Here is a 24,007-nt window from a genome sequence, read left to right on the forward strand (position 1 = left end):
CTGGTGTTGCGTATACGCCCCGTCTTACTGGTGGCGGGATACGACGCTCTTCAGCGCATCTTTGGACTGGAAGCCGACGACTTTGTCAACCGGCTGCCCATCCTTGAACACGATCAACGTCGGAATGCTCATCACGCCGAAGCGGGAAGCCGATTCCGGGTTGTCATCCACGTTCAGCTTGGCGATCTTGATGCTGTCGCCGAGCTCTTGATCGAGTTCCTCGAGGACCGGCGCAATCATTTTGCAGGGGCCGCACCACGGAGCCCAAAAGTCAACCAGAACGGTGCCTTTGTCTTCCACTTCCGCACCGAAGGTTTGGTCCGAAACGTTTACGATGGCCATGAGTAATCCTCCTTTTCTGCAAGGGAATGAATGGAGCTACCTATATAGTACCCAAAAATCGGGTCAACGGAACCAGTATAGCACAAACCGGCTTCTTGTTCTAATGAACCGGGGGCGGCTCGGTGTGCGGCAAACAGCTAAGCTCCCCCGGGCCCATGCTCCGCGCTGGGGGCTGGCTTCGCGGAAACCGAAGGGCTGCTGCCCCGGACGGGGCCGGCTCGGGCCTCCGGCCGCTGTTGGTTCCGGCTACCGGACCGCCTAGCGCACCCCGGCGCCGCGCTTGTTGCTGCCGCTTACCGGTACCACGCGCACGAACGGGCGGATCCGCTCCATGATGCGGCGGCCGCGGAATTCATCCTCGCCGTCCCGGCTGGTAAAGCTGAAATGGCGCTCCAGTGTGTCCAGGTCGTGGTTCGACGTGAAGAACGTCGGCTTCCGGTTCATCCGGAAATTGAGGATCGTGCCGAGCACATGATCCCGCAGCCACGGATTCAGGTTTTCCGCTCCGATGTCGTCGAATACGAGCAGATCGGTGGTTTTCAGAAGATCCATCGTTTCCTTCAGCCTCTGCGGCTCTTCGAACATCGACTTCAGGTCCTCCGCAAAATCCGGCATGTACACGATCGCCCCGCTGAGGCCGGTTTTGGCCAGCTCATGGAGCAGGTAGCACATCAAAAACGTTTTGCCGACGCCGTGGCCGCCCGCAAGATACAGCCCGCTAGCCGGCAGGCCGCCTTCCTTCGTTTCCTCAATGTAACGGATCACGCTGTCCGCGGACGCCGCCCGTTCCATGTCAATGGACAAAATCTCCTTGGCGGAGTAGCCTTCGTTCAGCGCCCGCTCGTCCACATAAAAGCTGTGGACCCGGCTGCGGACGGCCACCTGGGCCTGATGCGCCCGGAATTTCTTGCAAGGGGTGCGCTGGTCGTATACCTGCACACCGTTTCCGTCGCTCTCCGCCGTCAGGGTGCTGCAATGACCGGGAAGCCCGTTCGGGCATGCGGCCAGCCCCGGGCAGCGGTAGGCGCAGGTTTTGTATTCGTTCACGAACTGATAGACCCGGTTCATCTGCAGCTTCAAGTCCCCATCCGTCACAAACGGATGCTTCTCGCGCCATTTGACCATCACCGGATCGCTCAGCAGCTCCTTGGCCAGCTCGTCGGCCCGGCGCAAATACTCGGGCTTGACGGCCGATTTCAGCAAGTGGGACAACGATTCCATGTTCGGGTCCTCCTTTCAAGGCGGCGCGGCGGGCAGTCCGTCAGGATTTGCCGTCGAGCCGTTCCGCCCTTTTCCACATTTCTTCAAACTCCTCGGGGGTCACGGTTTTGGCAGGCGCGCTTGCCATCGTGGGCAGCGGCGGCTTCTGCTTGCCCTTGCGGGCGCCGCTCCGGCCCGAAGCCGTCTTCGAGGACGCTTCCTTGCGCTCCTTGTATTTCACGCGTTCGCGAATGTATTCCACCGCTTGCTCGTAGGTGCCGACCTGTTTGCCGAGCATGTCCGAAGCAACGGTTTCAATGGACGACTTGGACCAGGAACGCCGCTCGGTGTGAATGAAATGGATCAGGACGTTGATCACTTCCTCCGGCAGCTTGTAGTTCAGGTCGATTTTCTGAAAAACATCCAGAATGCCATCAGGCACGCTGCCCTGCGAGAAAAAGCGTTTCAGCACCTTGGTGTACGGATCGTTGCGCATGATCATGTTGTACTGGTGCTCGTCGCATTGGCCCTGGAAAATGACCGGCACCTCCAGGTAATACTGCATTTCGACCGGCTTTTCCTCCGTTTCCTTCTCTTCGTCCGGATGCAGCGGCACGACCTTGCCGACAAACCGCTCGGCCTGCTCGTCGCGTTTTTTGGCCTGGCGGAAATGAAGGTTGGCTTTGTACTGCAGCGCGTCGCGGAGCAGATTCCCGTCCTCGTCGAAAACGGAATCCTCGTCCAGCAGCCGGCATGTTTCCTGCAGCGAAAGCTCGTATTTCTTGGCGATCAGATTGATCTCAACCAGCTGATCCTGCCGGTATTTCAGCGCCTCCACGTATTCCCGGTTGCGGGACTCGCGCGGAAAACGCGTGATGATATCGGCGTACGCAAAGCCTTTGGAGGTAAAATCCGGCTTTGCCCGCAGGTCGCGGGCCGCCGCGCTTTCTCCGAAGCCGAGCTCCAGCTCATGATCGAACACCTGGGTGTTGAGACGGAAAAGCTCATAGAACGGAACGGACAGGTTTTCCCCGTTCGCCTCTGTAAAGCCTTCCGGTTCCCCGGCAATCAGCTCGTCCTTCAGAAAAAGCAGCGCATATTTGCCGACCTTGTCCCGAAGCAGGTAAGTCAAATGCTGGTTGCGGAAAAATTCCGTGGGCGACAAGGGCTGAAGGAGCTGATATTCATAGACGTAATCTTCGCTGTCCGGCAAAAACCGCCGCGTCGTCTGCAGCAGGCCGACCGCCTCCAGGCGCGACGTTTGTTCGACAAAGATTTTGCGGCCGCGTTCCCCCGGCTCCAGATCAAGCGACAAAAAAAGCGCCCGCTGCTGCTCCAGAGGCGAAAATCCGACCCGGTCCCCGGCAAGCTGCTGGTAAAAGGTCGAATAAATCCCGATCGCAAACGCTCCGACCATCGGCTGGTACATTTTGGTGAGCATTTTATAATCGAGTCCGCCGAGCGCAAAATCCCGGTAAACGCAAAAGCGATGATTTTCCGTAAAATGAAGCATGTTGGTAATGCGCATGATACTAGACTCCATCCTTCGGGAAGTTCCCGTTCTATCATTCTACCACAGAAAACGACACGCCCGGGAGTCCCGTCGGCAAAAAATACACCCCGTTTGCTCCGCTCTTGTGCGTTGCGTTACAATACAAGGAAGAAAGCCCAACGACGAAACCAAGGAGTTGTAACCGATGAATGAAGCCGTTCAGACATTGGAAGGCTGGTATGTGCTGCACGATTTCCGCACGATCAACTGGACTTCCTGGAAATACGCATCCGACGACGAGCGCGCGCGGGCGCTTGACGAATTGCAGGGGCTTTGGACCGAATGGCAGGAGCTAAGCGCCCGGAAAGAAGGCAGCACCGTCCTGTACAGCATCGTCGGGCAAAAAGCCGACTTTGTCTTCATGCATCTCCGGGAGACGATGGAGGAGCTGGAAGCGGTCGAAACCGCCTTCAACAAAACCAAATTTGCCGAGCATACGCTGCCGTCTTATTCGTATGTCTCGATTGTCGAATTGAGCAGCTACATGTCCAAACCCGGCACCGATCCGATGGAAGACCCGGAAATACTGGCCCGGCTCAAGCCGGAGCTGCCGGAGGCGAAGCATCTCTGCTTCTACCCCATGAACAAACGCCGCCAGGGCGGCGACAACTGGTATATGCTCAGCATGGAGGAACGCCGGACAATGATGCGCAGCCACGGCCGGATCGGCCGGAGCTACGCCGGTAAGGTGAAGCAGATCATCTCCGGCTCGGTCGGTTTCGACGACTGGGAATGGGGCGTGACGCTGTTCTCGGACGATCCGCTTCATTTCAAAAAACTCGTGTACGAAATGCGGTTTGACGAAGTCAGCGCCCGGTACGGCGATTTCGGCGAATTTTTCGTCGGCAACCGCCTCGCGCCCGAACGCCTGGCCGAAACGCTCCGCGTTTAATCCGCCAGCCCGGGAGGTAAGACTTCGGGGCGTCGGCCGGCATTAGAGGGCTGACCGCATGGCCATGGTGGGGCATGCGGTTAGCCGCCGCTTCGCGCCGTGCGTGGACCGGCTGGGCCATGGGCCACACCGCCCGGCGGTAGCGCGGACCGGCTTCAGCTTGCGCTCTGCCGACGCTTCGCGCTGTGATCGGCTCAGGGCATAGGCCCCGCCGCCCGGCGGTAACGCAGACCGGCTTCAGCTTGCGCTCTGCCGACGCTNCCGCCCGGCGGGTACGCGGACCGGCTTCAGCTTGCGCTCTGCCGACGCTTCGCGCTGTGCGTGGGCCGACCTTAGGCATGCGATTTGCTGCCGCTACTCAGCACAGTTGCATGAACCCTGCTTGCTGCCGCTTCACTATCTCCACTTCGGCTTTGGGAGTTTCCTGACGCTGCAAAAGCACGCTTCCGTTTGCTTGAGGAAGCGTGTTTGTATATGCATGCGAATGAAATCCTTGGATGCTCGACTTGAGGAGCACGCACCGTTCTGCATCACACCCCCGAAGCCGTCGCAAGGAACCCTGACAACGCAGAATGGCGGAACGGGTTTTGGATCATGAGAGTTTCCCCGTTAAATCGGCCCGTTAGGTCGGCTCATAAGGCTCGCCAAAAACCCTTTTATGCGCAATAAGACTAGAGCCAGAGCTTCTATGGGAAATAGATGCAAACCCGCACTTATTTTCCCATAAATGGACCTTGGAATAGAAATAAGCACTATGGAGCACCTATTTTCATGAAAAAGGGTCATTTTAGCCGATTTTACGGAAAATAGTTGCTTCTATGTACCTATTTCTCTTTATATCGCTTTTTTACGGCAAAATAGTTGCTTCTATGTACCTATTTCTCTTTATATCGCTTTTTTACGGCAAAATAGTTGCTTCTATGTACCTATTTCTCTTTATATCGCTTTTTTACGGCAAAATAGTTGCTTCTATGTACCTATTTCTCTTTATATCGCTTTTTTACGGCAAAATAGTTGCTTCTATGTACCTATTTCTCTTTATATCGCTTTTTTACGGCAAAATAGTTGCTTCTATGTACCTATTTCTCTTTATATCGCTTTTTTACGGCAAAATAGTTGCTTCTATGTACCTATTTCTCTTTATATCGCTTTTTTACGGCAAAATAGTTGCTTCTATGTACCTATTTCTCTTTATATCGCTTTTTTACGGCAAAATAGTTGCTTCTATGTACCTATTTCTCTTTATATCGCTTTTTTACGGCAAAATAGTTGCTTCTATGTACCTATTTCTCTTTATATCGCTTTTTTACGGCAAAATAGTTGCTTCTATGTACCTATTTCTCTTTATATCGCTTTTTTACGGCAAAATAGTTGCTTCTATGTACCTATTTCTCTTTATATCGCTTTTTTACGGCAAAATAGTTGCTTCTATGTACCTATTTCTCTTTATATCGCTTTTTTACGGCAAAATAGTTGCTTCTATGTACCTATTTCTCTTTATATCGCTTTTTTACGGCAAAATAGTTGCTTCTATGTACCTATTTCTCTTTATATCGCTTTTTTACGGCAAAATAGTTGCTTCTATGTACCTATTTCTCTTTATATCGCTTTTTTACGGCAAAATAGTTGCCTTTTGGTACTTATTCATATTTTACCCCCCCCGATGGCGGCTACCCGGCATCCCCACTACACCGCAATTTGCGAAAGCCCCATTGGTATCCCCGCCATACCACGACTTGCTGAAGCCACATTTGCATCGCGGAAAGTTCATGCGCAAAGCCGGTACACCGACCAGTATCATGTCACTCCGCGCACAAATCTCACTTCCAACTGAAAGCAAACCACACATGCCTACTTCCTGTTGCTCTCCGTACGGCCCGTAATCAAGCTGTATTCCCAGCGCTGTATGGGGTCAGCCAGCGCGCGATCCTCCCTCCCGATCGCCTTCAGACGTTATCCGCTTGGTCCGCCCGTTCCTCCTTCCCTACCAGTCCGCCCTATCCAGTACTCCCGCCTTCCTGTACTCTCAGAGCTCAGTCCGCCCGCACTCCGCCCTCCCGACCGCTATCTAGCGCCAGTCATCGCCCGGCAGCCCCCTGAAACACTACAGGGTTCAGCCGGTTTCCGACACAGCACTCCCGCCTTCCCAACCGCCTTCAGACGCTGCCCGCTTTTTCAGCCTGGTCCGCCAGTTCGCCTGGTCCGCCTGGTCCGCCTGGTCCGCCTGGTCCGCCAGTCCGCCCGGTCCGCCAGTCCGCCTGGTCCGCCAGTCCGCCTGGTCCGCCTGGTCCGCCCGGTCCGCCAGTCCGCCCGGTCCTGTCCCCCAAGGCTACCCCCATGTGCGGCACCTCGGCTGAAACCACCCCCGGCCGCAAAAAAAATCGGCGGAGCGCGTCAACCGCGCCCCGCCGATTTTTCGTTTACGTGCCGCTTACGCGTGCACCAGCTTTTCCACCCGCTCCATAACCTCCAGGCAGGCGCGCCCGTTGTGGTACGGGCATTTCCAGGCGTCGACCTTCATTTCCGTGCGGTACGGAACGCCCTCGCGGGATACTTTGCCGAACCATTCGCCGTTTTCCTTGTCCAGCATAACCCGGTCGATGAACTGCCAGCTCCGCTCGGCGGCATTGAAGTACGCTTCGTCGCCGGTCATCTGGTAGGCGTTCAGGAAGCCGACAACGGCTTCGGCCTGCGGCCACCAGTCCTTGTTCGTATCGGTCAGGCCGTGCGGGCCGCCTTCGTTCAGCAGGCCGCCGTCTTCGTCCACGCCTTCTTCCAGCGTGGCCTTCGCCATCAGGATCGCCGTTTCCTTGACGCGGGGCAGGCGGGACTCGTCGCCCAGCACCTCGGCAGCCTCCAGCAGAAGCCAGCTGCCTTCAATGTCGTGGCCATAGGAAATTTCCTCGGACTTGATCGTCCAGAACTCGTCGAAGAACAGCAGGAAGTGGCCGTTTTCCTGGTTGACGATGCGATCGAGGGTTACGTCGATCAGTTCGCCCTGGCTGCGCTTCAGCTGCTCCGAATCCCAAACCCGCAGCAGATTCGTGTAGGCTTCCATCACGTGCAGATGCGTGTTCATCGATTTCTTCTCGTTCAGGTCCTTCGTGCTCAGGCTGAAGTCCTGCGTCGGGCTCCAGTCGCCGGCGAACGCTTCAAAATAGCCTTTGTTTTCTTTGTCGTAGGCGTATTTTTCCAGCAGGTTGAAGGTGTCGATCGCGTATTTGAGCGCTTCCTCATTCGGCTTCGCACGATGGAATTCGGTGAGCGCGTAGATGACAAACGCCTGCCCGTACACCTGCTTCTTGTCCTGCACCTTGTTGCCGTTGTGGTCGACCATCCAGTACCAGCCGCCGTTTTCTTTGTCCCAGAAGTAGGTTTTCAGGTAGTCGAAGGCCCGTTCGGCCTGCGCCAAATAGTTCTGATCGCCGAAGGCGCGGTACGCCGTGGAAAAGGTCCAAAGGATGCGGGCGTTCAGCACGAGACCGCGGTCCGCTTCCTTCAGCACTTCCATGTTGTCGGCGATGGCGCCGAAGAAGCCGCCTTTTTCCGTATCGGGGGTATGGGTTTCCCAGAAGCTCAAAATGTTGCGGAATTCCTGTTCCATGTCCTTTTTCAGCTGAATTGCGCGTTCGTTCACGCTCATGTCGGTTCCCTCCGTTTGTTATCCCTGTGTGTAAAATGCTTTGATCCGCTGCTCGGCCTTCTTGCCGTACATGCAGTATCCGTCGTGGCCGGGGCCTTCCTCGGCGGGGTAAAGCTTCGCGGGCCAGTCCCACAGCATGTAGCCCTGTACCCAGCTGCGCTTCGCGCAGGCTTCGAACATGGAGGCGTAAAACGCGTCCTGCTCCTCCTCGCTCGGCGGGCCTTCATGCGACCAGTCGTTCGGGAACTTGCCCGACCCGCCCCGGCTCGGACAGCCGGTTTCCATGAACAGGAACGGCTTTCCGTACGTTTTCACGACGTTTTCGATCCGGTCCAGCTGGGGCTCCCAGCCGCCGGTCGGGTAGTACCCGCTCGCGGAAATCAAGTCCACCGCGTCCCACCACTTCACCCGGTCCTCCTGGTATTTGTCGCAGTTGTACGTGATGGGGCCGCTGTAAACCTCGCGCACCCGGCGGATCAGCTCGCGCCATTCCTGCTCCCGCTTGTCGGTCTGCACCATTTCGCAGCCAATGCAGAACATCTCGCAGTTTTCCTGCTCCGCGATCTTCGCATAGTGGAGAATGAATTCCGTGTAGGAGGCGAACCATTGGGCCCAGGAGGGCTCGCCGGGCACTTCCTCGTCGAAAAAGTTGATGTGCGCCCGCCACGTGCCGTCCGCGCAGTTAACGACCGGCTTGAGGCAGATTTTAAGGCCGCGTTCCCTGGCGTTCCGGATGGCTCCGCGCACTTCCTCGTCGGTCACGGTCGGCTTCTCCCGGAAGCGGATGACCGTCGCATGCGGATGGTCCTGGAGCGCCGCCAGCGCCAGCGTAACCCAGTTGACGCCGAGAGCGGCCATTTTGTCCATCGACGCTTCCGCGTCCGGGCCGGTCCAGGTGCCGCGTGTGCCAACCCAGCCCCAGGTCATGCCGTGAAACTTCTCTTGTTGAATGGTCATGGTTTGCCTCCTGTCGGTTCGTGTTGTCTTGGAAATCGCCTGTCCATCGGGGATGCCGCCGCCGTTATCAGCGGACGGACGCCCGGCCGGAGGAAAGGGTCACCCGTTTTTTCTGGTTTTGCGCGTCTCCGCCGGCTTGCCGACCGAATCGCGGAGAATCATCTCGCCCGATACCAAATACTTGACGTACGGCTCGGACGGGTTGGCATACCGCCAAAGCAGCAATTCGACCGAACGGCGGCCAAGCGCCTCCTTCGGGACATTGACGGTGCTGAGGCCGGGCTCGGAGGAATAAGTGTCTTCAATGTTGTCGAACCCGGTCACGGAAACGTCCTCGGGAATGCGCATGCCGGCAGCCTTCAGGCTGTTCATCATCATGAGGGCGATGTCGTCGTTGGCGCATACCAAAGCGCTCGGCATTTCACCGTTTTTCAGCGTCTTGGTCACCCACGCATCAATCTCTTCCTCGTGCTGACGCCGCTCCGCCCGGGGCAGGTAAGCGATTTTGTCCTCCCGCACCGGGTCCAGCCCGTTCTCCTCCAGGGTCATGCGGAACCCGATCCAACGCTGAAAAAAGCTGGTGGCGAACTGGATCGAGCCGACAAACTTGAAGGAACGGTGGCCAAGCCCGATCAAATGCGAGGTCATGCGGGCCATGCAGTCAAAATTGTTGACGAACAGGGAGTCGGCCGGAACGAGCGGGTCGTCGTGATCGAGCAGCACGAGCGGCAGCCCCGCCCGGTGAATGTCCAGCAGCATCGCGGTAGGCGCGTACCCGACCCCGATTACCCCGAGCACCCCTTCCGTGTTGAAAAGGTTCAGCACCTGCTCGCGCTGCTCGGTTACGATCACCATGTTCAGCCGTTTTTCCTCCAGCTTGAGCGAAATCCCCTCCAGCACGCGCCCCCAGTAGACGTTGTTGCGTGTCTGGAAGCGGATGTTCGACATCAGCACAATCACCGTCCGCTTTTCCGCGGGGCTCGCTCCATCCTCAAATGCTTCCGGCTTCGCGCTGCCGGCTGAAGTCCCCTTGTTCGCGTAATACCCGAGCCGGGCCGCCATCTGAAGCACCCGTTCCCGCGTAGCCGTACTGACGCCCGGCTTCCCGGAAAGCGATTTGGAGACCACGTATTTGGAAACGCCGAGATGCGCGGCGATTTGCTGCATGGTTACTTTTTTGGCCATAAGGTCACCTTTTTGCCGGATCGCCGCCTGGCAATCCCTATAAATTCGGTTTACCGGCGAAACGTATCACAAAGGGATACGCCGTATTGGACACCTTCGCTAACGTTTGCCTAACGACAGTGTACCATGCCAAAGCCCCTTTGAAAACCGGAGATTGAAAGCGATTTTTTGAACCCCCCGGTTCCCGGCTGCAAACCGTTGTTTCCGCTTTTACTCTGCCCCGGACATCCGGTTTTTACCGCAGCGCCGCGCCCGGAAATGGCGGATTTTCCGCATAGCAAAAAACCGTCCGCCCCGGCTTGCGCCGGATGCGTGACGGTTTACTTTTCTTTCGTTCGGGAGCCGCTGCCGGATATCGCGAAGCACGCGGCGCAGCCTATTCGTCGCCGGAGTCCTCCGCGGCGGCCCGGAGCGAAGCCAGATACTCTTCGTCGGCCCGGTCCCTTTTGCGGCCCTTCTCCTTCAGGCGCTCAATGGCGGGAAGAATCAGGATGTCGATTTCTTTTTGCACGATATAGGACAGGTCGCGGCGCTCCTGGCTTTCCAGGTAATGCCCGACCTCCATCAACGCGTTGTACCGGTCCAGTTCTTCGCGGGTCAGAAGCCCTCTGACCTGCACGCTGCAATGCCGCATCGGCTTGGTCCTCCGTTCGCGCTTCTACAAGCCTTTTTTGACCACGAGGGGAAGGCCCCCGATAATGTACAGGTAACGCACGTCGATGGCTTTCTTCATCAGCGCCGCCGTGTGGCCCTTGATTTTCTTGCTGCCGACAATGCCGACCGCGTCGCCTTTGCCGAGCGAAGCCACCGTTCCCTTGTTGGAAAACTTGAATTCCTTCAGCGGCGTGTTGCGGATGGTCGCGATCAGATTGTGCGAACACACCTCAGCCTGCTGAATCGAAATTTGCGCCGTCGGCGGGTAAGGCTTGCCCTGCTCGTTCAGCACGATCGAGCAGTCGCCGAGCACGTAGACGTTGTCGTATTCCTTGGTGCGCAGGTGGGCGTCGACCACGACGCGGCCGCGCATCGTCTCGAAGCCCGCTTCCTCCAGAATCCGGTTGCCCCGGATGCCGCCGGTCCAGACGACCGTACCCGCTTTGATCGATTCGCCGTTCGCCAGGATGACGCCGTCCTCGGTGCATTCCTTGATCGCGGTCGCCAGGCGGAAAACGACCCCCCTGGCCTTCAGCGATTCGGTGGCGTACTCGACCAGCTCGGGATCAAAGCCCGGCAGAGCGGTCGGAGCCGCCTCGACGTTGATGATCTTCACGAGGGAGGGATCGACGTCAAACTCCTTGCACAGCTTGGGCAGGCGGTTCGCCAGCTCGCCCAGAAACTCAATGCCGGTGAAGCCCGCGCCGCCGACCACAAACGTCAGGTAATCGGTCCGGTGCGGTTCCTGCTTGAATTTTGCAAACTGGAACTCGATGTGCTCGCGGATGTACCGGACGCTGTTCAGGCTGCGGATGCTGAGCGAATTGTCCTTCAGCCCCGGAATGCCAAACGTCTCCGGCTCCCCGCCGAGCCCGACCACCAGGTAATCGTACGACAGGGTGCTGTCTTCCATGATGACCTTTTTGTCCTGCGGACGGATTTGCGCCACCGTCGATTTGACGAAATCGATTTTGAACTCGTCGATCAGCTTGGAGATCTCCACGCGTGCGTTTTCCGGGGAATCCGTCCCCGCCGCAGGCATATGCAAATGAGTCGTTATATAATGGTAATCATGTTTGTTGACAAGCGTAACATCCGCTTCATTGTAGTTTAAGTGCTTCTGCAACCGGATGGCAGTCACAACTCCTCCGTACCCTGCACCCAGTATGACGATCCTTGGTATACGGCTCATCTCTCGATCCCTTCCATCGTTTCTATAGTTTATAAGGATATCCGTCCTTGCCAAAAAAGATGTGAAAAACGCCACATCTGAAGCCGGTATCCCGATGTCTTGGTTTCCACTCCGTCCGGTTTTCCGGTTGTCTAGAACTTCCATTTTGCGGTCCGACTTACCCAATCCTAAAAATGATATCCCCTGAACCCGAAAATAGCAAGTCTTTTCCCACCCTCATCATACCCGTTTTAACGCGCGTTCGCAAACAACCGCCACGAAAATATCGCATCTTTGTGATCACTTTCACAGACAAATTTCAAACCTGTTTTCTTTTCATCGGCCGGATGTATTATAATGAAAAAGAAGAATCGGCAGACGTTATCGGAGGTGCTTTGGAAAAGTGAACAACGAGCAATTGGACACGGAATTGGTCGACATCGCGATTATCGGCGGGGGGCCGATCGGGATGTTTGCGGCCTTTTATGCGGGAATGCGGCAGGCTTCGGTGAAGATTATCGAAAGCATGCCCCAGCTCGGCGGCCAGCTGGCTGCGCTGTACCCGGAAAAATACATCTACGACGTCGCAGGCTTCCCGCGCGTGCGCGGCCAGGAGCTGGTTGACAACCTGAAGGAGCAAATGAACCACTTCCCGGTGCAAACCTGCCTGGAGGAGAAAGTGCTGCTCGTCGAAAAGAAAGAAGAGCGGTTATTTGAAATCACCACCAACAAGACGGTTCACCGGAGCCGCACGGTGATTATCACGGCCGGAGTCGGAGCGTTCGAGCCGCGCCGGCTGGAGCTGAACGAAGCGCTGGGCTTCGAGAAGAGCAACCTGCACTACTTCGTAAAAGATCTCAACTCCTTCAGCGGCAAAAAAGTGCTGATCAGCGGCGGCGGCGACTCCGCCGTGGACTGGGCGCTCATGCTGGAGCCAATCGCGGAGAAGGTGACGCTGATTCACCGCCGCGACAAGTTCCGCGCGCACGAGCACAGCGTAGCCAACCTGATGGCCTCCAAGGTGGAGGTGGTCACCCCGACGGAAATCTCCGCCCTGCGCGGCGAGGGCAAGATCGAAGCCGTCGTCCTGAAGCACATCAAAACCGGCGAAGAAACCGAGGTTGAAGTGGATGACGTCATCGTGAACTTCGGCTTTGTTTCCTCCCTCGGCCCGATCTCGGAATGGGGCCTCGAAATCGAGGACCACTCCGTCGTGGTCGATTCGCGTATGGAAACGAGCATTCCCGGCATCTTCGGAGCCGGCGACATTACCACCTACCCCGGCAAGCTGAAGCTGATCGCGGTCGGCTTCGGCGAAGCGCCAACGGCGATCAATAACGCCAAGGTGTACATCGACCCGTCCGCCAAGCTTTCGCCCGGTCACAGCAGCAACATGAAACGCTGAACGTAGGCGGTGGAGACGCGGGGGAGTCGGAGGAGACGAAGGCGCGGAATGCCTGGGCCGGCCCGCCCACCCCTCCGGACGGCTCACCGGTCCCCCTCCGGGCGGTTTAAAGGATTGACTCCCCTGTTGTTTTTTGTGGTATCTGCGGCAGGGCATGGCGGCGGCGGGCTAACGGTTGCCACAGAGGCTATTTGCCCGAAAAAGGGCGGGTGCGAAATGTAACGGTTGCCACGGAGCTTATTTTGGCTTTTTTGCCTGTTACCGCCCCCTTTTTCCCCAAATAAGCGCTGTGGCAACCGTTAGCGCAAAAAAACGGCGATTTTGCCGGGAATAAGCCCTGTGGCAACCGTTAGGGCATCCCCTTGGCAAAAACGAGCTCTGCAAAAAGGGAAGCAAGCAAAAAACGAGGCTGTCTTAAGTCAATTTTGACTTTTGACAGCCTCGTTTGTTATCCGCCCCCGGGCAGGCGCGTTAACCAGCTCCTGCATCCGCAGCTACCCTTCGGATTACCTGCGCTGAAGAATGGGCCGCTTTTGCTTCACAGCCGCACCGCGCTCGCCCACGCCGAGTGCGGACCGCTTCCGCTCCAGCGTACCACAACGTGCACCCACGCCATGGCGGCCCCCTCGCCCCACCCACTCCGCGCGTACGCCCACGCCGAGTGCGGACCGCTTCCGCTCCAGCGTACCACACGTGCACCTACGCCATGGCGGCCTCCTCCGCCCCACCCACTCCGCGCGTACGCCCCGCCGGGGCATGAACCGCTTCCGTCGTCTGCTTGCCCGCCGGGCTTTTGGGGTAAACTTTCGGTAAGGAAAAACCTCCCGAAAGGAGCGGTGCCGATGTCCGGTATTTGTCCCGTTTGCAACGGGCTGCGCACGCTTGCGGCCGAGTGCCCCGCTTGCGGCGGGCCGACCGAAGACCGGGGCCGGCTGAACGACACGTTCGGCCCCTACTCGCCATACCGGCCGATCGACGACGTGTCGGCCACCAACGGGTATCCCGATCTGGCGGAGCACGTCTGCCTGCATACCGCCCACTGCCCGGCCTGCCGGCGTTCGTTCGTCCTGGCTGTAAAAGAAATTCCAGGGCCGTAAAGGGTTGCTTTCCGCCGCCCTCGTCCTCCGTCCGCCGTCCGCCCTCTCCCATGCGCTTTCCGCTGCCCCTCTGCCGAGGGCCGGAGCGCCGGGCCGCGCTGTTTCTCCCGCACGGGCCGCGTGTAAAAGAAAGAAGAAGGCAATTATTCGGATGACCAAAAGAAAGGGGTGCGCCATGAAAGCAAAGGAAGAGGTTCGCCTTGCCCGCAAGCCCGATCAAACCGACGAAGAATACGTCCAGCGGCATTTTTGGGACAAAGTGAAGGCCAACGCCGCGAAAATCCCCTTTTTGCTGGACGCCGTGGCGATCTACTACTGCGCCATCGATCCCAAAACGCCAAAATGGGCGAAGGCCGTGGCGTTTGCCGGGCTCGCCTATTTCATTCTGCCGATTGACGTTATTCCGGACTTCCTTGTGCTGGCCGGGTGGACGGACGACGCCGCGATTTTGGCGGGCGCGATCAAAACCCTTGCCAGCCGGGTAACGGACGAGCACCGGAGCAAGGCGGAAGCCTGGGCAAAGGGGCGAAAAACCGTTTCTCCCGAGCCGTCCCCCGATCCCCGGTAACGTCTGCGCATAACAAAAGCGGCCGCTTCGGCCGCTTTTTTGCGATTGATTACAAATAGCTCAACCCGATGGAAATGGCGATTCCCGCCACGGAAATCCAAAACAGCTTCGACTTCCATACTTTGCTGAGGGCATCATCCTGTTTGCCGTACTTTTGACGCGTCCGCTCCGTCACGCCTTCCTCCGACCGGACGTCTCCCCGCCGCAGAATCGAAGCCGGAACTCCGAACCCCGCCGCCAGAAACGAAATGATCAAAAGAATCATGGAAACGGTAAACAGCCCGTCCGAAAATTTTTGCACCCTGCGTTTCCCTCCTGTTTGAAATTGTTGCCGATTGTTTCGCCGCTTGGCGCATTGTATAATAAGTTTTGCATAAAATAAGAACAAACGTTCCCTATTTTAATCCGCAAAGGAGGTCCTCACGTGGCAGAAATCCCTTTTGCTCCGGGGTTGTCCTCTCTGCTGCAGCCCCCGTCCTTCCGGACGCCAGGCCTTCTCGATACGACGGACCGGCTTCTGATCAAGGAATCGGTCCTGCTGCCCATCGCCCTGACGGTCATCGAACGCAACCGAAAACGGTTCGACCGGGACGAAATGCGCCTGAAAAAAGTATACTTGGAACTGCTGCAAAAAGCTATGGATTGCGTCCATGCGGATCTGGTCAAGGTCAAACGGGAGCTGCGCCGCCGCGAAATCCGCGTCTACTTGGAGTCCAAGGACCGGCTCGGCATCCGCATGCTCTACGTATACAAAGGGTATTCGGATCGCATGTTTCTCAGTTGGGAGCGGGTGCAGATCGAGGTGGAGGAGCGGCTGGACGCCTACCTGGATCTGCTGATCGGCCGGTAAGGGCGCGGCCTCTGCCGGTTCCGCGCCGTCGTCCGGTCTGATCTCGGGCCCGCCGATACACGCGTTTGCGGGGGTCTTTGCCCTGTCCCGCTTTATGCCGAATCTGCTTCTTTCGTCCGCTCTCACTTTTTGCCGAGTCCTCGCCTTTCACCCGATCTCGCCTTTTGTCATTCCTCGCCTTTCACCGGTCTCGGTTTTTGGCGCATTCCGCGTTTCACCCAGTTTGCCTTTTGGCTCTTGCCGGATCGCGCTTATGCGGAGCCGTACTTCATACCGTCGGCGAAGGCCCCGACGTTTTTTGCGAATAAGCTTGTGCTTTTGGAAAAGCTGCGCTAAATTAGCGTTAGGGAACGTTCCCCATCGCGGGGAAACGAAGAAAGGAGCGGTGGCCGATCGCCAGCATTCTGGATATTGCCAAACGCGCCGGAGTCTCCAAGACAACGGTGTCAAAAGTGCTGAATCAGCAGTACGGCGTGCATGCCGAAACCCGAAAACGGGTGCTTGCGGCGGCGGCCGAGCTGCGGTATACGCCAAACATCGCCGCGCGGAGCCTGGTCACGAGCAAGACAGGCGTCATCGGCGTCGTGTACGACTCCTTCCACTCCCCTCTGTACATGGAGCTGGCGGAACAGCTGGAGCGCAAAGCTGCGGAGCGCGGGTACCGGCTCGTTTTTTGCAGCTGCGGTTCGGACCCGGTCAACAAAAGCCATTACATCCGCTATTTCATGGGCGGGGCGGCGGACGGGGTTCTTTTGTTCGGAAGCGCGGAGGAGGACCTGCCCGTTATCGAGCATTTGATGGCGGTGAGGTTTCCTTTTGCCGTGATCGAAAATTACTTCGAACGCCTGCGCATTCCGAACGTCCGGATCGACAATCATGCGGGTGCGGCCGAAGCCGTCCGGCATCTTCACGCCCTGGGGCACCGCCGGATCGCCCATGTGACGGGCAACCTCCAGCACCGGGCGGCGGCCGACCGGCGGGACGGTTTTCTTGCGGCGATGCGGGAACGGAAGCTGGACGTCCCGCCGGATCATATTCTCGTCACGGACGGGACGCTGGGCTGCGGCAAGCAGGCGGCCGGACGGTTCCTGGAGCTCGCGGACCGGCCAACGGCGCTGTTTGTGTTCAACGACCTGATCGCCTGCGAGATGATGGACGCGCTTCAGCGGCAGGGCTGCCGCGTTCCCGAGGACGTCTCCATCGTCGGCTTCGACCATCTGGCCGGGCTCCTGAGCTTCAAGCCGGTCGTACCCGAGCTGACGTCCCTTGCCCAGCCGTTGCCGGAGGTAGCGGAGGCGGCCGTCGGGCTGCTGGAGGCGGCCATTGCCGGAGCCCTGCCCGACGACCCGGTCCGCATGTTCCGGCCGGTGCTGATGGAAGGCGCCACCTGCCGCCGGCTAACCTGACAGCCCAGGGCCGGCGGCAGCATTGGCGGCGGGCTGGACGGCGTACGGAGCAGAATTGCAGCCGCGTAAACCCGCAGCATCGATCCGTTCGGCCAGCAGAATTGCCGGGTGAGTCTGCTAGTGCGCTGTACTGTGCGGGCGTGACAGTCCATCTCGCCGCTAATCCCGCCCGCCGGGTACGCCAAACCGGGCATTCCTGCCACTGAGCTCACCGGGTGCGCCCATCCGGGCATTCTCACAACTGATCCCGCCCACCGGGTGCACCAACCGGCATTTCTGCCGCTGGTCCGCCAGTTGAGCCCAACCGGGCATTCATGTCGGCCGACCGCCCCGGTCCGGTGATCCGGCAGTCCCCCCAGCAGCAGACAAATTTTTTTGCCCGCGATGGGGAACGTTCCCTAAAATCATGAAGGAGGCTTTCTAATGAGCCGATTTGGCCATTTTTCCGAGGATGGCTCCGAGTTTCATTTTACGACTCCCCGTCTCCCCCGTCCGATGATGAACTACATGTGGAATTCCCTTCTGCTCTCCGGCGTCAACCAGCTGGGCGGCGGGACGGGCGCCTACGGCGACCGCGCTGCTGCGTACATCGACCCGGAAGGAAAGGGCCGCGCCGTCATCATCAAAAACGGAACCCGCTACTTTTACATCCGGGATGAAGAGACGGGCGAATTCTGGAATCCCGGCTGGTATCCCGTCAACCGGGAGCTGGAGGATTACCGCTGCACCCACGGACTCGGCTATTCGCGCATCCGGGGCACGTACGGCGGTATTTCGGCGGAAGCCCGGGTATTCATCAACGCGGAAGACCCTGCGGAAATCTGGACGCTTTCGCTGTACAACGGGGCGGACCGGGAGCGCCGGCTGCGCGTTTATTCGTTCGCGGAATTTTCTCTTACCGGCTACAAAATCTACAGCAATTATTACTCCAACCTGTTTGCGGAGTATCACGCCGGACACAACCTCGTGCTGGCGCACAACACGACCCAGGACCGCACGCACGGCTGGTTCAACGGCTTTATCGCGGCGAGCGAGCCCGTCAGCGGATTTGACAGCAGCCGCAAGGCGTTTGTCGGGACGTACGGCCAGTTGAACGCGCCGGAGGCGGTTGTCCGGGGCCGCTGCGGAAACAGCCTGGCGTCCAACGAGGACATGGTCGGCGTTCTGGAAAATACCATAACGCTGGCGCCCGGCGAAACGCACCGGTTCTCGGTGCTGATCGGCGCCGCCGACTCGGCCGAAACCGCCTGCGGCATCGTGGAGAAGCTGTTTGCGCCGGGACGGATCGAACGCGACTTCGCCGAGCTGCTTGCCTCGCGGCAGCGGATGCGGGACACCATCGAAATCGGGACGCCGGACATGAAGGTAAACCACCTGGTGAACAACTGGATCAAGCAGCAGGTGCAGCTGTGCGCCGAGGCGGGCCGTGATACGGGCAAAGGCTTCCGCGACCAGCTGCAGGACGCCTGGGCAATCGCGTCCTTCAATCCGCAGCTGGCCCGGGAAAAGATTCTGGAAACCCTCCGGTACCAATACCGGGACGGCCGCTGCGTCCGGGGCTGGCTCCCGCTCGACCCGCATATTTATTCCGACGGGCCGACCTGGATTGCGCCGACTGTGAACGCTTATCTGAAGGAAACGGGCGATTTCGCTTTTTTGGAGGAACCGGTTCCCTTTCTCGACGAAGGCGAAGCCACCGTATGGGAGCATATGCTGACCGCCGTCCGTTATTCTTCGGAAGACACCGGGGAGCGCGGGTTGGTGCGGGCTCATGACGGTGACTGGAACGATTCCCTGAACGGCATCGGCGTCGGCGGAAAAGGCGAAAGCGTCTGGACCTCCATCGCGCTCTATTACGCGTTGAACCAAATGGCGGAAATTGCCGTCGAAGTGCGAAAAGAAGAAGAAACCGGCAGGGAAATGGTGCGCCGCGCCGAAGAAATCCGGGAGGCCGTTAACGCGAACGGCTGGGACGGCGAATGGTACCTGGCGGGCTACAACGACGCGGGGGAAAAGGTCGGCTCGCATACCGAAAAAGAAGGCCGCATCTACCTGAACAGCCAAACCTGGGCGCTCATGGCGGGCATCGCCGAGGGCGAACGGGCGGAAAAATGCCGCAAGGCCATGGACGAGCAGCTGGATTCCCCCTACGGGCCTCTCACGCTGTATCCGACTTACACGAGCTACAAGCCCGAAATCGGCCGGCTCACGGGTTTTGTCCCGGGCATCTGGGAGAACGGGACGCCGTACTGCCACGGGGGCACCTTTAAAATCGTAGCCGACTGCTGCCTGGGCCGGGGAAACGAAGCGTACGAAACCATGCTGAAGATCATGCCCGACAGCGAGACGAATCCTTCGGAACACTCCGGTTGCGAGCCTTACGCGCTGACCAACATGTACTTCGGGCCGGACAACCCCCGCGCCGGACAGACCATGTTTGCCTGGGTGACGGGAACGGCCGGCTGGATGTTCCGCTCGGCGGTGCAGTACATGCTGGGCTTTCACCCCGGCTACGATTCCTTTACGCTAAACCCCGTTATTCCCGGACATTGGGAGGAATGCCGAATCAAGCGGAATTTCCGCGGGGCTGTCTATGACATTCGGATCGTCAACAAAGCAGGCGTGCAGTCCGGCGTCCAAAGCATCCGGATGGACGGACGTACGGTCGAAGGAATGACGATTCCGCTCCAGGGAGACGGACAAGTTCACCTCATTGAAGTCGAAATGGGCGCTACCGCGGCAATTGGCGGGGCATAAAAAGAAGGAGGACATGACACATGAGCAACCAACAAACAAACGAGCGGGAAAAACCGGGCTGGGTGCTGACGTTTGAAGACACATTCGAGGGCACGGAGCTGGACGCGGCCAAATGGTCCCACTGCCCGGAAGGAGTCCGCCGGGACGGGTATTGGACCAGCCAGGACGCGTATGTGAAAGACGGCCAGCTCGTCATTCAGGTCAGCGAGCGTGACGGGGCCTATCATGCGGGGGCTATCCGCTCCAAGGACAAATTCGAGCAGGCTTACGGCTATTATGAAATTCGCTGCCAGCTTCCCAAGGAGGAAGGGTTCTGGACCGCATTCTGGCTGATGTCCGACACCGTTTTCCAGGTTGGCGATGAAGGCCGGGACGGCACGGAAATCGACATTTACGAATCGCCTTATCCGCAGGACGACCGGATCAATCACGCCCTGCATTGGGACGGGTACGGGGAACACCACAAGACGACCGAAAAAGCGGTGCAAATCCCGGGCATTTACGAAGGGTTCCACACGTTTGCCCTGGAATGGAACGAAGATGAGTACATTTTCTACATTGACGGCCAGGAAACGTGGCGCACCTCGGACGGCGGCGTCTCCACCGCCCCTTCCTACCTGAAGGTCACCGCCGAAGTCGGAGACTGGGGCGGCGACATCAAGAAAGCGAGCCTGCCCGCGCGCCTGCTGGTCGATTACATTCGCGTTTACAAACGGGCGGAAGCGTAACCCGCGTCTTTGCGTCAAAAAGCCTTTTCCTGAGCGGCATCTGAGTCCGCAAACAGGAAAAGGCTTTTATGGTTTCGGTTAACGAAGCCTCGGCCCGTTTCTCCAAACAAACAAGCAATTCGGGCGAGCTGCTGCTTCCATTGCCTGTTCTTGACGCTGCGTGTTTTATTCCGCAGGGAACGAAAAGTGGATGTCCATATTGGTCGGCAAGATGTGCCGGGCGATTTTAAATCGCCAGGGCCGGGTGACGGCTCGCCGCCGTTTCTACCTGGATTGTCGTATGCGTGATGTTCGCATGTTCGGCAACCCGGCCGATGGCTTCCTGCAGAATCCGCTGCCCGTCCTCGCCGTCTTCAATCCGCAGATGGCAGGTCAGCGAATCCAGACCGGACGTAATCGTCCAGATGTGCAGGTCGTGAACCTCCTTGACCCCCGAGATACCCTCCAGCAGCCGTTTTACTTCGGTCTCGTCCACGGCGGCGGGCGTCCCTTCCATCAGGATGTGGACCGCATGCCGGATAATTCCCCACGCCCCCCGCAAAATCAAAAGGGCGACGAGTACACTGATGATCGGGTCCGCCACATACCAGCCGAAAGCCGTCATAACCAACCCGGCGACTATCGCTCCGACCGAGCCGAGCGCATCCCCCAGAACATGCAGGTAAGCGCTGCGCAGGTTCATGTTGTTCTTTACGTCCCCTTTTCGCATCAGGAACCAGGCGCTCGTGATATTAGCCAAAAGTCCGATGGCCGCAATCAGCATCATCGACCCGCTGGCTACCGGCAGAGGCTCGAAGAATCGGTCGTAAGCCTCCCGGATGATAAAGCCCGCGACCAGGAACAAAGTGACGCCGTTCAGCAGCGCCGCCAGAATCTCAAACCGGTGGTACCCGTAGGTTTTACCCGGGGCCGCCGGCTTTGCGGCCAGCCAAACGGCAACCAGGCTCAGCAGCAGCGAGCTGGCGTCGTTCAGCATATGCCCGCTGTCGGACAGCAGGGCAAGGCTGTTGGTGATCAGCCCTCCGAAAAACTCCAGCACCATGATCCCGGCTGTGATCATGAGCGCGATGGTCAGGCCGGTTTTGTTTCCTTTGGCGTCCGCATGATGCGAATGCCCCGCGTGGCTGTGGCCGTGATGCCCGGAGATGCGGCCGTGATTGCGGCCATGCTCGTGACTATGTCCGCTTTCATGGCCGTGGTTGTGTTCCTGTTCATGCCCGTGGCTATGCTTGTAGCTGTGTTCCTGTTCATTCCTGCGGTTGTGTTCCTGTTCATGCCCGTGGCTATGCTCGTGGCTATGCCCGTTGCGGAGTCCGCTAGGCTCGCGATCATGCTTTTTGTACCCGAGGCCGCCGGTATCGGGGTGAACGTGTCTATCGGTGTCCGGATTGCCGCCTCCGGCCGAAACATTCTGTGGGGTCGTAACGTTGTTGCGCTCCCCATTTCTCATGGTTCATAACCTCTTTCCTGGGAAACCAAATTTTAAATGTATAACATATGAACATGTATTCATATGTTTATTATTGTTGTTGTCTTCCCTTTTGTCAACCCTCTCCTCTCCATGCTCGTTAACGAAAAGATAGCCCTTACGAATCGGGTGAACTTACAGACAGTATTTGTCTGATTTTGTTGGCAACGCTTGAACCGATCTACGGCTATCGCATAATGCAAATCGTTCAAGAGATGACCGAGGGCGACGTTACTATCGGCCCGGCCACGATGTATACCACACTCCGGAAATTAAAAGAGGCCGGCTGGATTGCGGAAACCAAAGAAGAAGACTCGAAAATTCTTTATCAGATAACGGAGGAAGGAAGCAAAACCCTTCGAGAAAATTTCAACCGAAGAGTAAGCATCGTCGAAATTGCAAAAAAAGCTTTTCAATCAGGGGGAAAACGAAGTGGCTAAATATCGGTTGCGCAGCGGATTTGCAATGGACCCGGAAAGAGATCGGAATGTGCTGAAAACGATGAGTCAAAAAGGATGGCACTTAACCGGAGTAAGCGGCTTTTTCTATCGTTTTGAAAAGGGAGCTCCGCATGATTTCGATTATGCCTTGAACTCAGAGGTACGCATAAACCCGGAAATGATGTCATTTTACGAAGTCAGCGGGTGGACTCCCATTGTAGCCGAAAGCGGCTGCCAGATTTTCAGGGCGGAGGCAGGCACACCCCCTATATACAGCGATTCAGAATCCGAAATAGAACTTCTCCGAAAAAACAGACAACTAAGCGGCACGCTCTCCGTGCTTCCTTTGCTCTTGCTGATCGTCTGCATCGTTTTGGGCACTTTCGTTGAACCGGCCGCATTTGTTTTTAAGGGGCTGGGGCTAATTATGTATTGGATTCCGCATAACCCTGCATAAGAAAAAAGCGGCAAAGTGAAGAAACAGGGGCGTTCATTCCTGCCCCTGCTTGTGAAACGCTTCACCTCTCCTTAATCAATCGAATTACTTTCGCATCAATAATCGGCAAGTATCCGGAGGGCGCTCTGCGTATTAAACGCCATTATGCCTTTCACGAGTTCTGCGTCCGGATAGTCTCTCTGAAGCAACCGGTGGGCCCCGGCACTGTAGGAAATATGATGACCCAGCTTATAAAAAGTCATTCTGTGGGGGTCCAGCCGAGCATCCTTGAAATAACGCTCATAGTTGTTGAACCGGGACTCCATGAAGCTGTGCTCGTATTCCGGATCGAAAAACTGGGCCCCTTCGATATCGATCAGCCACGGACGCAGCTGCTTGTCCACCAGAACATGATTCGGCCCCAGTTCCGCATGGATAAAACGGTAACAGGACCTCGCCCCGATTTTTGCGGCTAAAGCTTCGAGCACTTGAATAAACTTGTCACGCCCGTTCCGAAATTCCGAAGCATTGGCGGACAAATAGTCCAGATCCCGGCAAACTCCTGCCAACACAGACAAATGGCACCCGGCCTGCGCCTCCGGTACCGGTTCCTGAAGGCTTCCCCAGTGCGCTCTGGTTTGTTGATGCATTCGGTTCAGCATCGCGGAAAGAGGTTCGAACACTTGATCTTGAGTCCCGGGATCGGCTTGAAAGAAATCCGAGGCTTCCTTCCCTTCGATGTACTCGACAAATGCGAAGTCCGCCTCCCCCTTGAGGCCTCCCGGTTCAAAGTGATAAAGCTCCGGTGTCGGAATTTGAAGCTGTTTCAGAAAGGTGTTCACGGAGTGAAATGGTTGGCCGCCATAACCCCAAATCGGCTCCGATTCTGCTTTCCGTTCCAGTTCTTCGCAAAAGTAGTTCAACCGCACATCCCAAATGTACAGAATAAAGCGAAACCCATTCGAGCAGCTAACCAAATAAACGACTTTCTGCGCTCCGCCGCGCAGCGGCACCGCTTCTTCCGGTTGATACCCCCTTCCAAAAATCCGTTCCACCCAAGCCCCAAGCTCTCCCTGTAGTAAATGCCGCCATCCGTCCATATTCCGCTCTCCTTCTATTGAATTCAGGCATGATCAATATAGGGGTTTTGGAAAATAAAGTATAGACTGTTTCTAAGCGGTTTGTTATGATGTTGAATTAAGGTCTTTGCAAAAATCGTCATTCGAAAGCCCAAGGAATTCGCTTCCCGGGGCTTT

21 protein-coding genes are annotated in these 24,007 nt (G+C 57.4%); 10 read left to right on the plus strand and 11 right to left on the minus strand.

Translation table 11 applies throughout. From position 1 onward, the window contains the following. Positions 1 to 24: 24 nt before the first annotated feature. The 3 genes from trxA to AC6I6H_RS02090 all read right to left on the minus strand — a co-directional run bounded on the left by trxA (position 25) and on the right by AC6I6H_RS02090 (position 3,070). On the minus strand, positions 25 to 342 hold the full coding sequence (gene trxA / locus AC6I6H_RS02080; protein ID WP_497950483.1) for a thioredoxin: 318 nt from the start codon (positions 340 to 342) through the stop codon (positions 25 to 27). 258 nt (positions 343 to 600) lie between these two features. Beyond that, positions 601 to 1,563, minus strand: coding sequence for an AFG1/ZapE family ATPase (zapE, locus tag AC6I6H_RS02085; RefSeq protein ID WP_497950485.1), 963 nt, complete (start codon positions 1,561 to 1,563; stop codon positions 601 to 603). A 40-nt stretch (positions 1,564 to 1,603) separates the two neighbouring features. Next, positions 1,604 to 3,070: a replication initiation and membrane attachment family protein gene (locus AC6I6H_RS02090; protein WP_497950487.1), complete on the minus strand. Its 1,467-nt coding sequence runs from the start codon at positions 3,068 to 3,070 to the stop codon at positions 1,604 to 1,606. A gap of 169 nt (positions 3,071 to 3,239) precedes the next feature. Between AC6I6H_RS02090 and hemQ the strand changes: the two genes are divergently transcribed. Continuing rightward, the gene (gene hemQ, locus AC6I6H_RS02095; RefSeq protein ID WP_497950489.1) at positions 3,240 to 3,986 is read left to right on the plus strand and encodes a hydrogen peroxide-dependent heme synthase; all 747 of its coding nucleotides are present in this window, start codon (positions 3,240 to 3,242) and stop codon (positions 3,984 to 3,986) included. A gap of 2,431 nt (positions 3,987 to 6,417) precedes the next feature. Here hemQ and AC6I6H_RS02100 read toward each other — a convergent pair. The 5 genes from AC6I6H_RS02100 to AC6I6H_RS02120 all read right to left on the minus strand — a co-directional run bounded on the left by AC6I6H_RS02100 (position 6,418) and on the right by AC6I6H_RS02120 (position 11,617). Then, entirely contained in the window at positions 6,418 to 7,629 is a 1,212-nt protein-coding gene (locus tag AC6I6H_RS02100) for an AGE family epimerase/isomerase (protein WP_497950491.1), read from the minus strand. 18 nt (positions 7,630 to 7,647) lie between these two features. After that, positions 7,648 to 8,586, minus strand: a complete 939-nt coding sequence (locus AC6I6H_RS02105) for a glycoside hydrolase family 113 (RefSeq protein ID WP_497950493.1) — start codon at positions 8,584 to 8,586, stop codon at positions 7,648 to 7,650. Positions 8,587 to 8,685: 99 nt separating this feature from the next. Beyond that, positions 8,686 to 9,771, minus strand: a complete 1,086-nt coding sequence (locus AC6I6H_RS02110) for a LacI family DNA-binding transcriptional regulator (RefSeq protein WP_497950496.1) — start codon at positions 9,769 to 9,771, stop codon at positions 8,686 to 8,688. Between the two features lie 376 nt (positions 9,772 to 10,147). Beyond that, positions 10,148 to 10,405 carry a hypothetical protein gene (locus AC6I6H_RS02115; protein WP_497950498.1) on the minus strand — a complete coding sequence of 86 codons (258 nt, stop codon included), beginning with the start codon at positions 10,403 to 10,405 and terminating at the stop codon, positions 10,148 to 10,150. Between the two features lie 24 nt (positions 10,406 to 10,429). Next, positions 10,430 to 11,617, minus strand: a complete 1,188-nt coding sequence (locus AC6I6H_RS02120) for an NAD(P)/FAD-dependent oxidoreductase (protein WP_497950500.1) — start codon at positions 11,615 to 11,617, stop codon at positions 10,430 to 10,432. A gap of 397 nt (positions 11,618 to 12,014) precedes the next feature. On the opposite strand from AC6I6H_RS02120, the gene AC6I6H_RS02125 reads away from it, so the two are divergent. The 3 genes from AC6I6H_RS02125 (at position 12,015) to AC6I6H_RS02135 (ending at position 14,666) form a co-directional block, all read left to right on the plus strand. After that, entirely contained in the window at positions 12,015 to 13,001 is a 987-nt protein-coding gene (locus AC6I6H_RS02125; RefSeq protein WP_497950813.1) for an NAD(P)/FAD-dependent oxidoreductase, read from the plus strand. A gap of 842 nt (positions 13,002 to 13,843) precedes the next feature. Next, the gene (locus AC6I6H_RS02130) at positions 13,844 to 14,098 is read left to right on the plus strand and encodes a hypothetical protein (protein WP_497950502.1); all 255 of its coding nucleotides are present in this window, start codon (positions 13,844 to 13,846) and stop codon (positions 14,096 to 14,098) included. 151 nt (positions 14,099 to 14,249) lie between these two features. Further along, a complete protein-coding gene (locus AC6I6H_RS02135; RefSeq protein WP_497950504.1) occupies positions 14,250 to 14,666 on the plus strand; it encodes a YkvA family protein in 417 nt (138 codons plus the stop codon). Positions 14,667 to 14,715: 49 nt separating this feature from the next. Here AC6I6H_RS02135 and AC6I6H_RS02140 read toward each other — a convergent pair whose 3' ends face one another. Next, the gene (locus tag AC6I6H_RS02140) at positions 14,716 to 14,967 is read right to left on the minus strand and encodes a hypothetical protein (protein WP_497950506.1); all 252 of its coding nucleotides are present in this window, start codon (positions 14,965 to 14,967) and stop codon (positions 14,716 to 14,718) included. A 123-nt stretch (positions 14,968 to 15,090) separates the two neighbouring features. Between AC6I6H_RS02140 and AC6I6H_RS02145 the strand changes: the two genes are divergently transcribed. The 4 genes from AC6I6H_RS02145 to AC6I6H_RS02160 all read left to right on the plus strand — a co-directional run bounded on the left by AC6I6H_RS02145 (position 15,091) and on the right by AC6I6H_RS02160 (position 20,407). Continuing rightward, positions 15,091 to 15,516, plus strand: coding sequence for a YhjD family protein (locus tag AC6I6H_RS02145; protein WP_497950508.1), 426 nt, complete (start codon positions 15,091 to 15,093; stop codon positions 15,514 to 15,516). Positions 15,517 to 15,926: 410 nt separating this feature from the next. Continuing rightward, positions 15,927 to 16,922, plus strand: a complete 996-nt coding sequence (locus AC6I6H_RS02150) for a LacI family DNA-binding transcriptional regulator (RefSeq protein WP_497950818.1) — start codon at positions 15,927 to 15,929, stop codon at positions 16,920 to 16,922. A 423-nt stretch (positions 16,923 to 17,345) separates the two neighbouring features. Beyond that, positions 17,346 to 19,679 (plus strand): GH36-type glycosyl hydrolase domain-containing protein, encoded by a 2,334-nt coding sequence (locus AC6I6H_RS02155; protein ID WP_497950510.1) that lies wholly within the window; start codon positions 17,346 to 17,348, stop codon positions 19,677 to 19,679. Positions 19,680 to 19,699: 20 nt separating this feature from the next. Next, positions 19,700 to 20,407 carry a glycoside hydrolase family 16 protein gene (locus tag AC6I6H_RS02160; protein ID WP_497950512.1) on the plus strand — a complete coding sequence of 236 codons (708 nt, stop codon included), beginning with the start codon at positions 19,700 to 19,702 and terminating at the stop codon, positions 20,405 to 20,407. A 226-nt stretch (positions 20,408 to 20,633) separates the two neighbouring features. Here AC6I6H_RS02160 and AC6I6H_RS02165 read toward each other — a convergent pair whose 3' ends face one another. Next, on the minus strand, positions 20,634 to 21,554 hold the full coding sequence (locus tag AC6I6H_RS02165) for a cation diffusion facilitator family transporter (protein WP_497950823.1): 921 nt from the start codon (positions 21,552 to 21,554) through the stop codon (positions 20,634 to 20,636). 482 nt (positions 21,555 to 22,036) lie between these two features. On the opposite strand from AC6I6H_RS02165, the gene AC6I6H_RS02170 reads away from it, so the two are divergent. Further along, positions 22,037 to 22,315, plus strand: a complete 279-nt coding sequence (locus AC6I6H_RS02170) for a PadR family transcriptional regulator (RefSeq protein ID WP_497950517.1) — start codon at positions 22,037 to 22,039, stop codon at positions 22,313 to 22,315. Further along, positions 22,308 to 22,772, plus strand: a complete 465-nt coding sequence (locus AC6I6H_RS02175) for a DUF2812 domain-containing protein (protein WP_497950521.1) — start codon at positions 22,308 to 22,310, stop codon at positions 22,770 to 22,772. Before AC6I6H_RS02170 ends, AC6I6H_RS02175 begins: the two co-directional genes overlap by 8 nt. Positions 22,773 to 22,867: 95 nt before the next feature. On the opposite strand, the gene AC6I6H_RS02180 is transcribed toward AC6I6H_RS02175, so the two are convergent. Further along, positions 22,868 to 23,851, minus strand: coding sequence for a phosphotransferase family protein (locus AC6I6H_RS02180; RefSeq protein WP_497950524.1), 984 nt, complete (start codon positions 23,849 to 23,851; stop codon positions 22,868 to 22,870). Between the last annotated feature and the right edge of the window lie 156 nt (positions 23,852 to 24,007).

The sequence above is a fragment of the Gorillibacterium sp. sgz306347 genome (assembly GCF_059735245.1).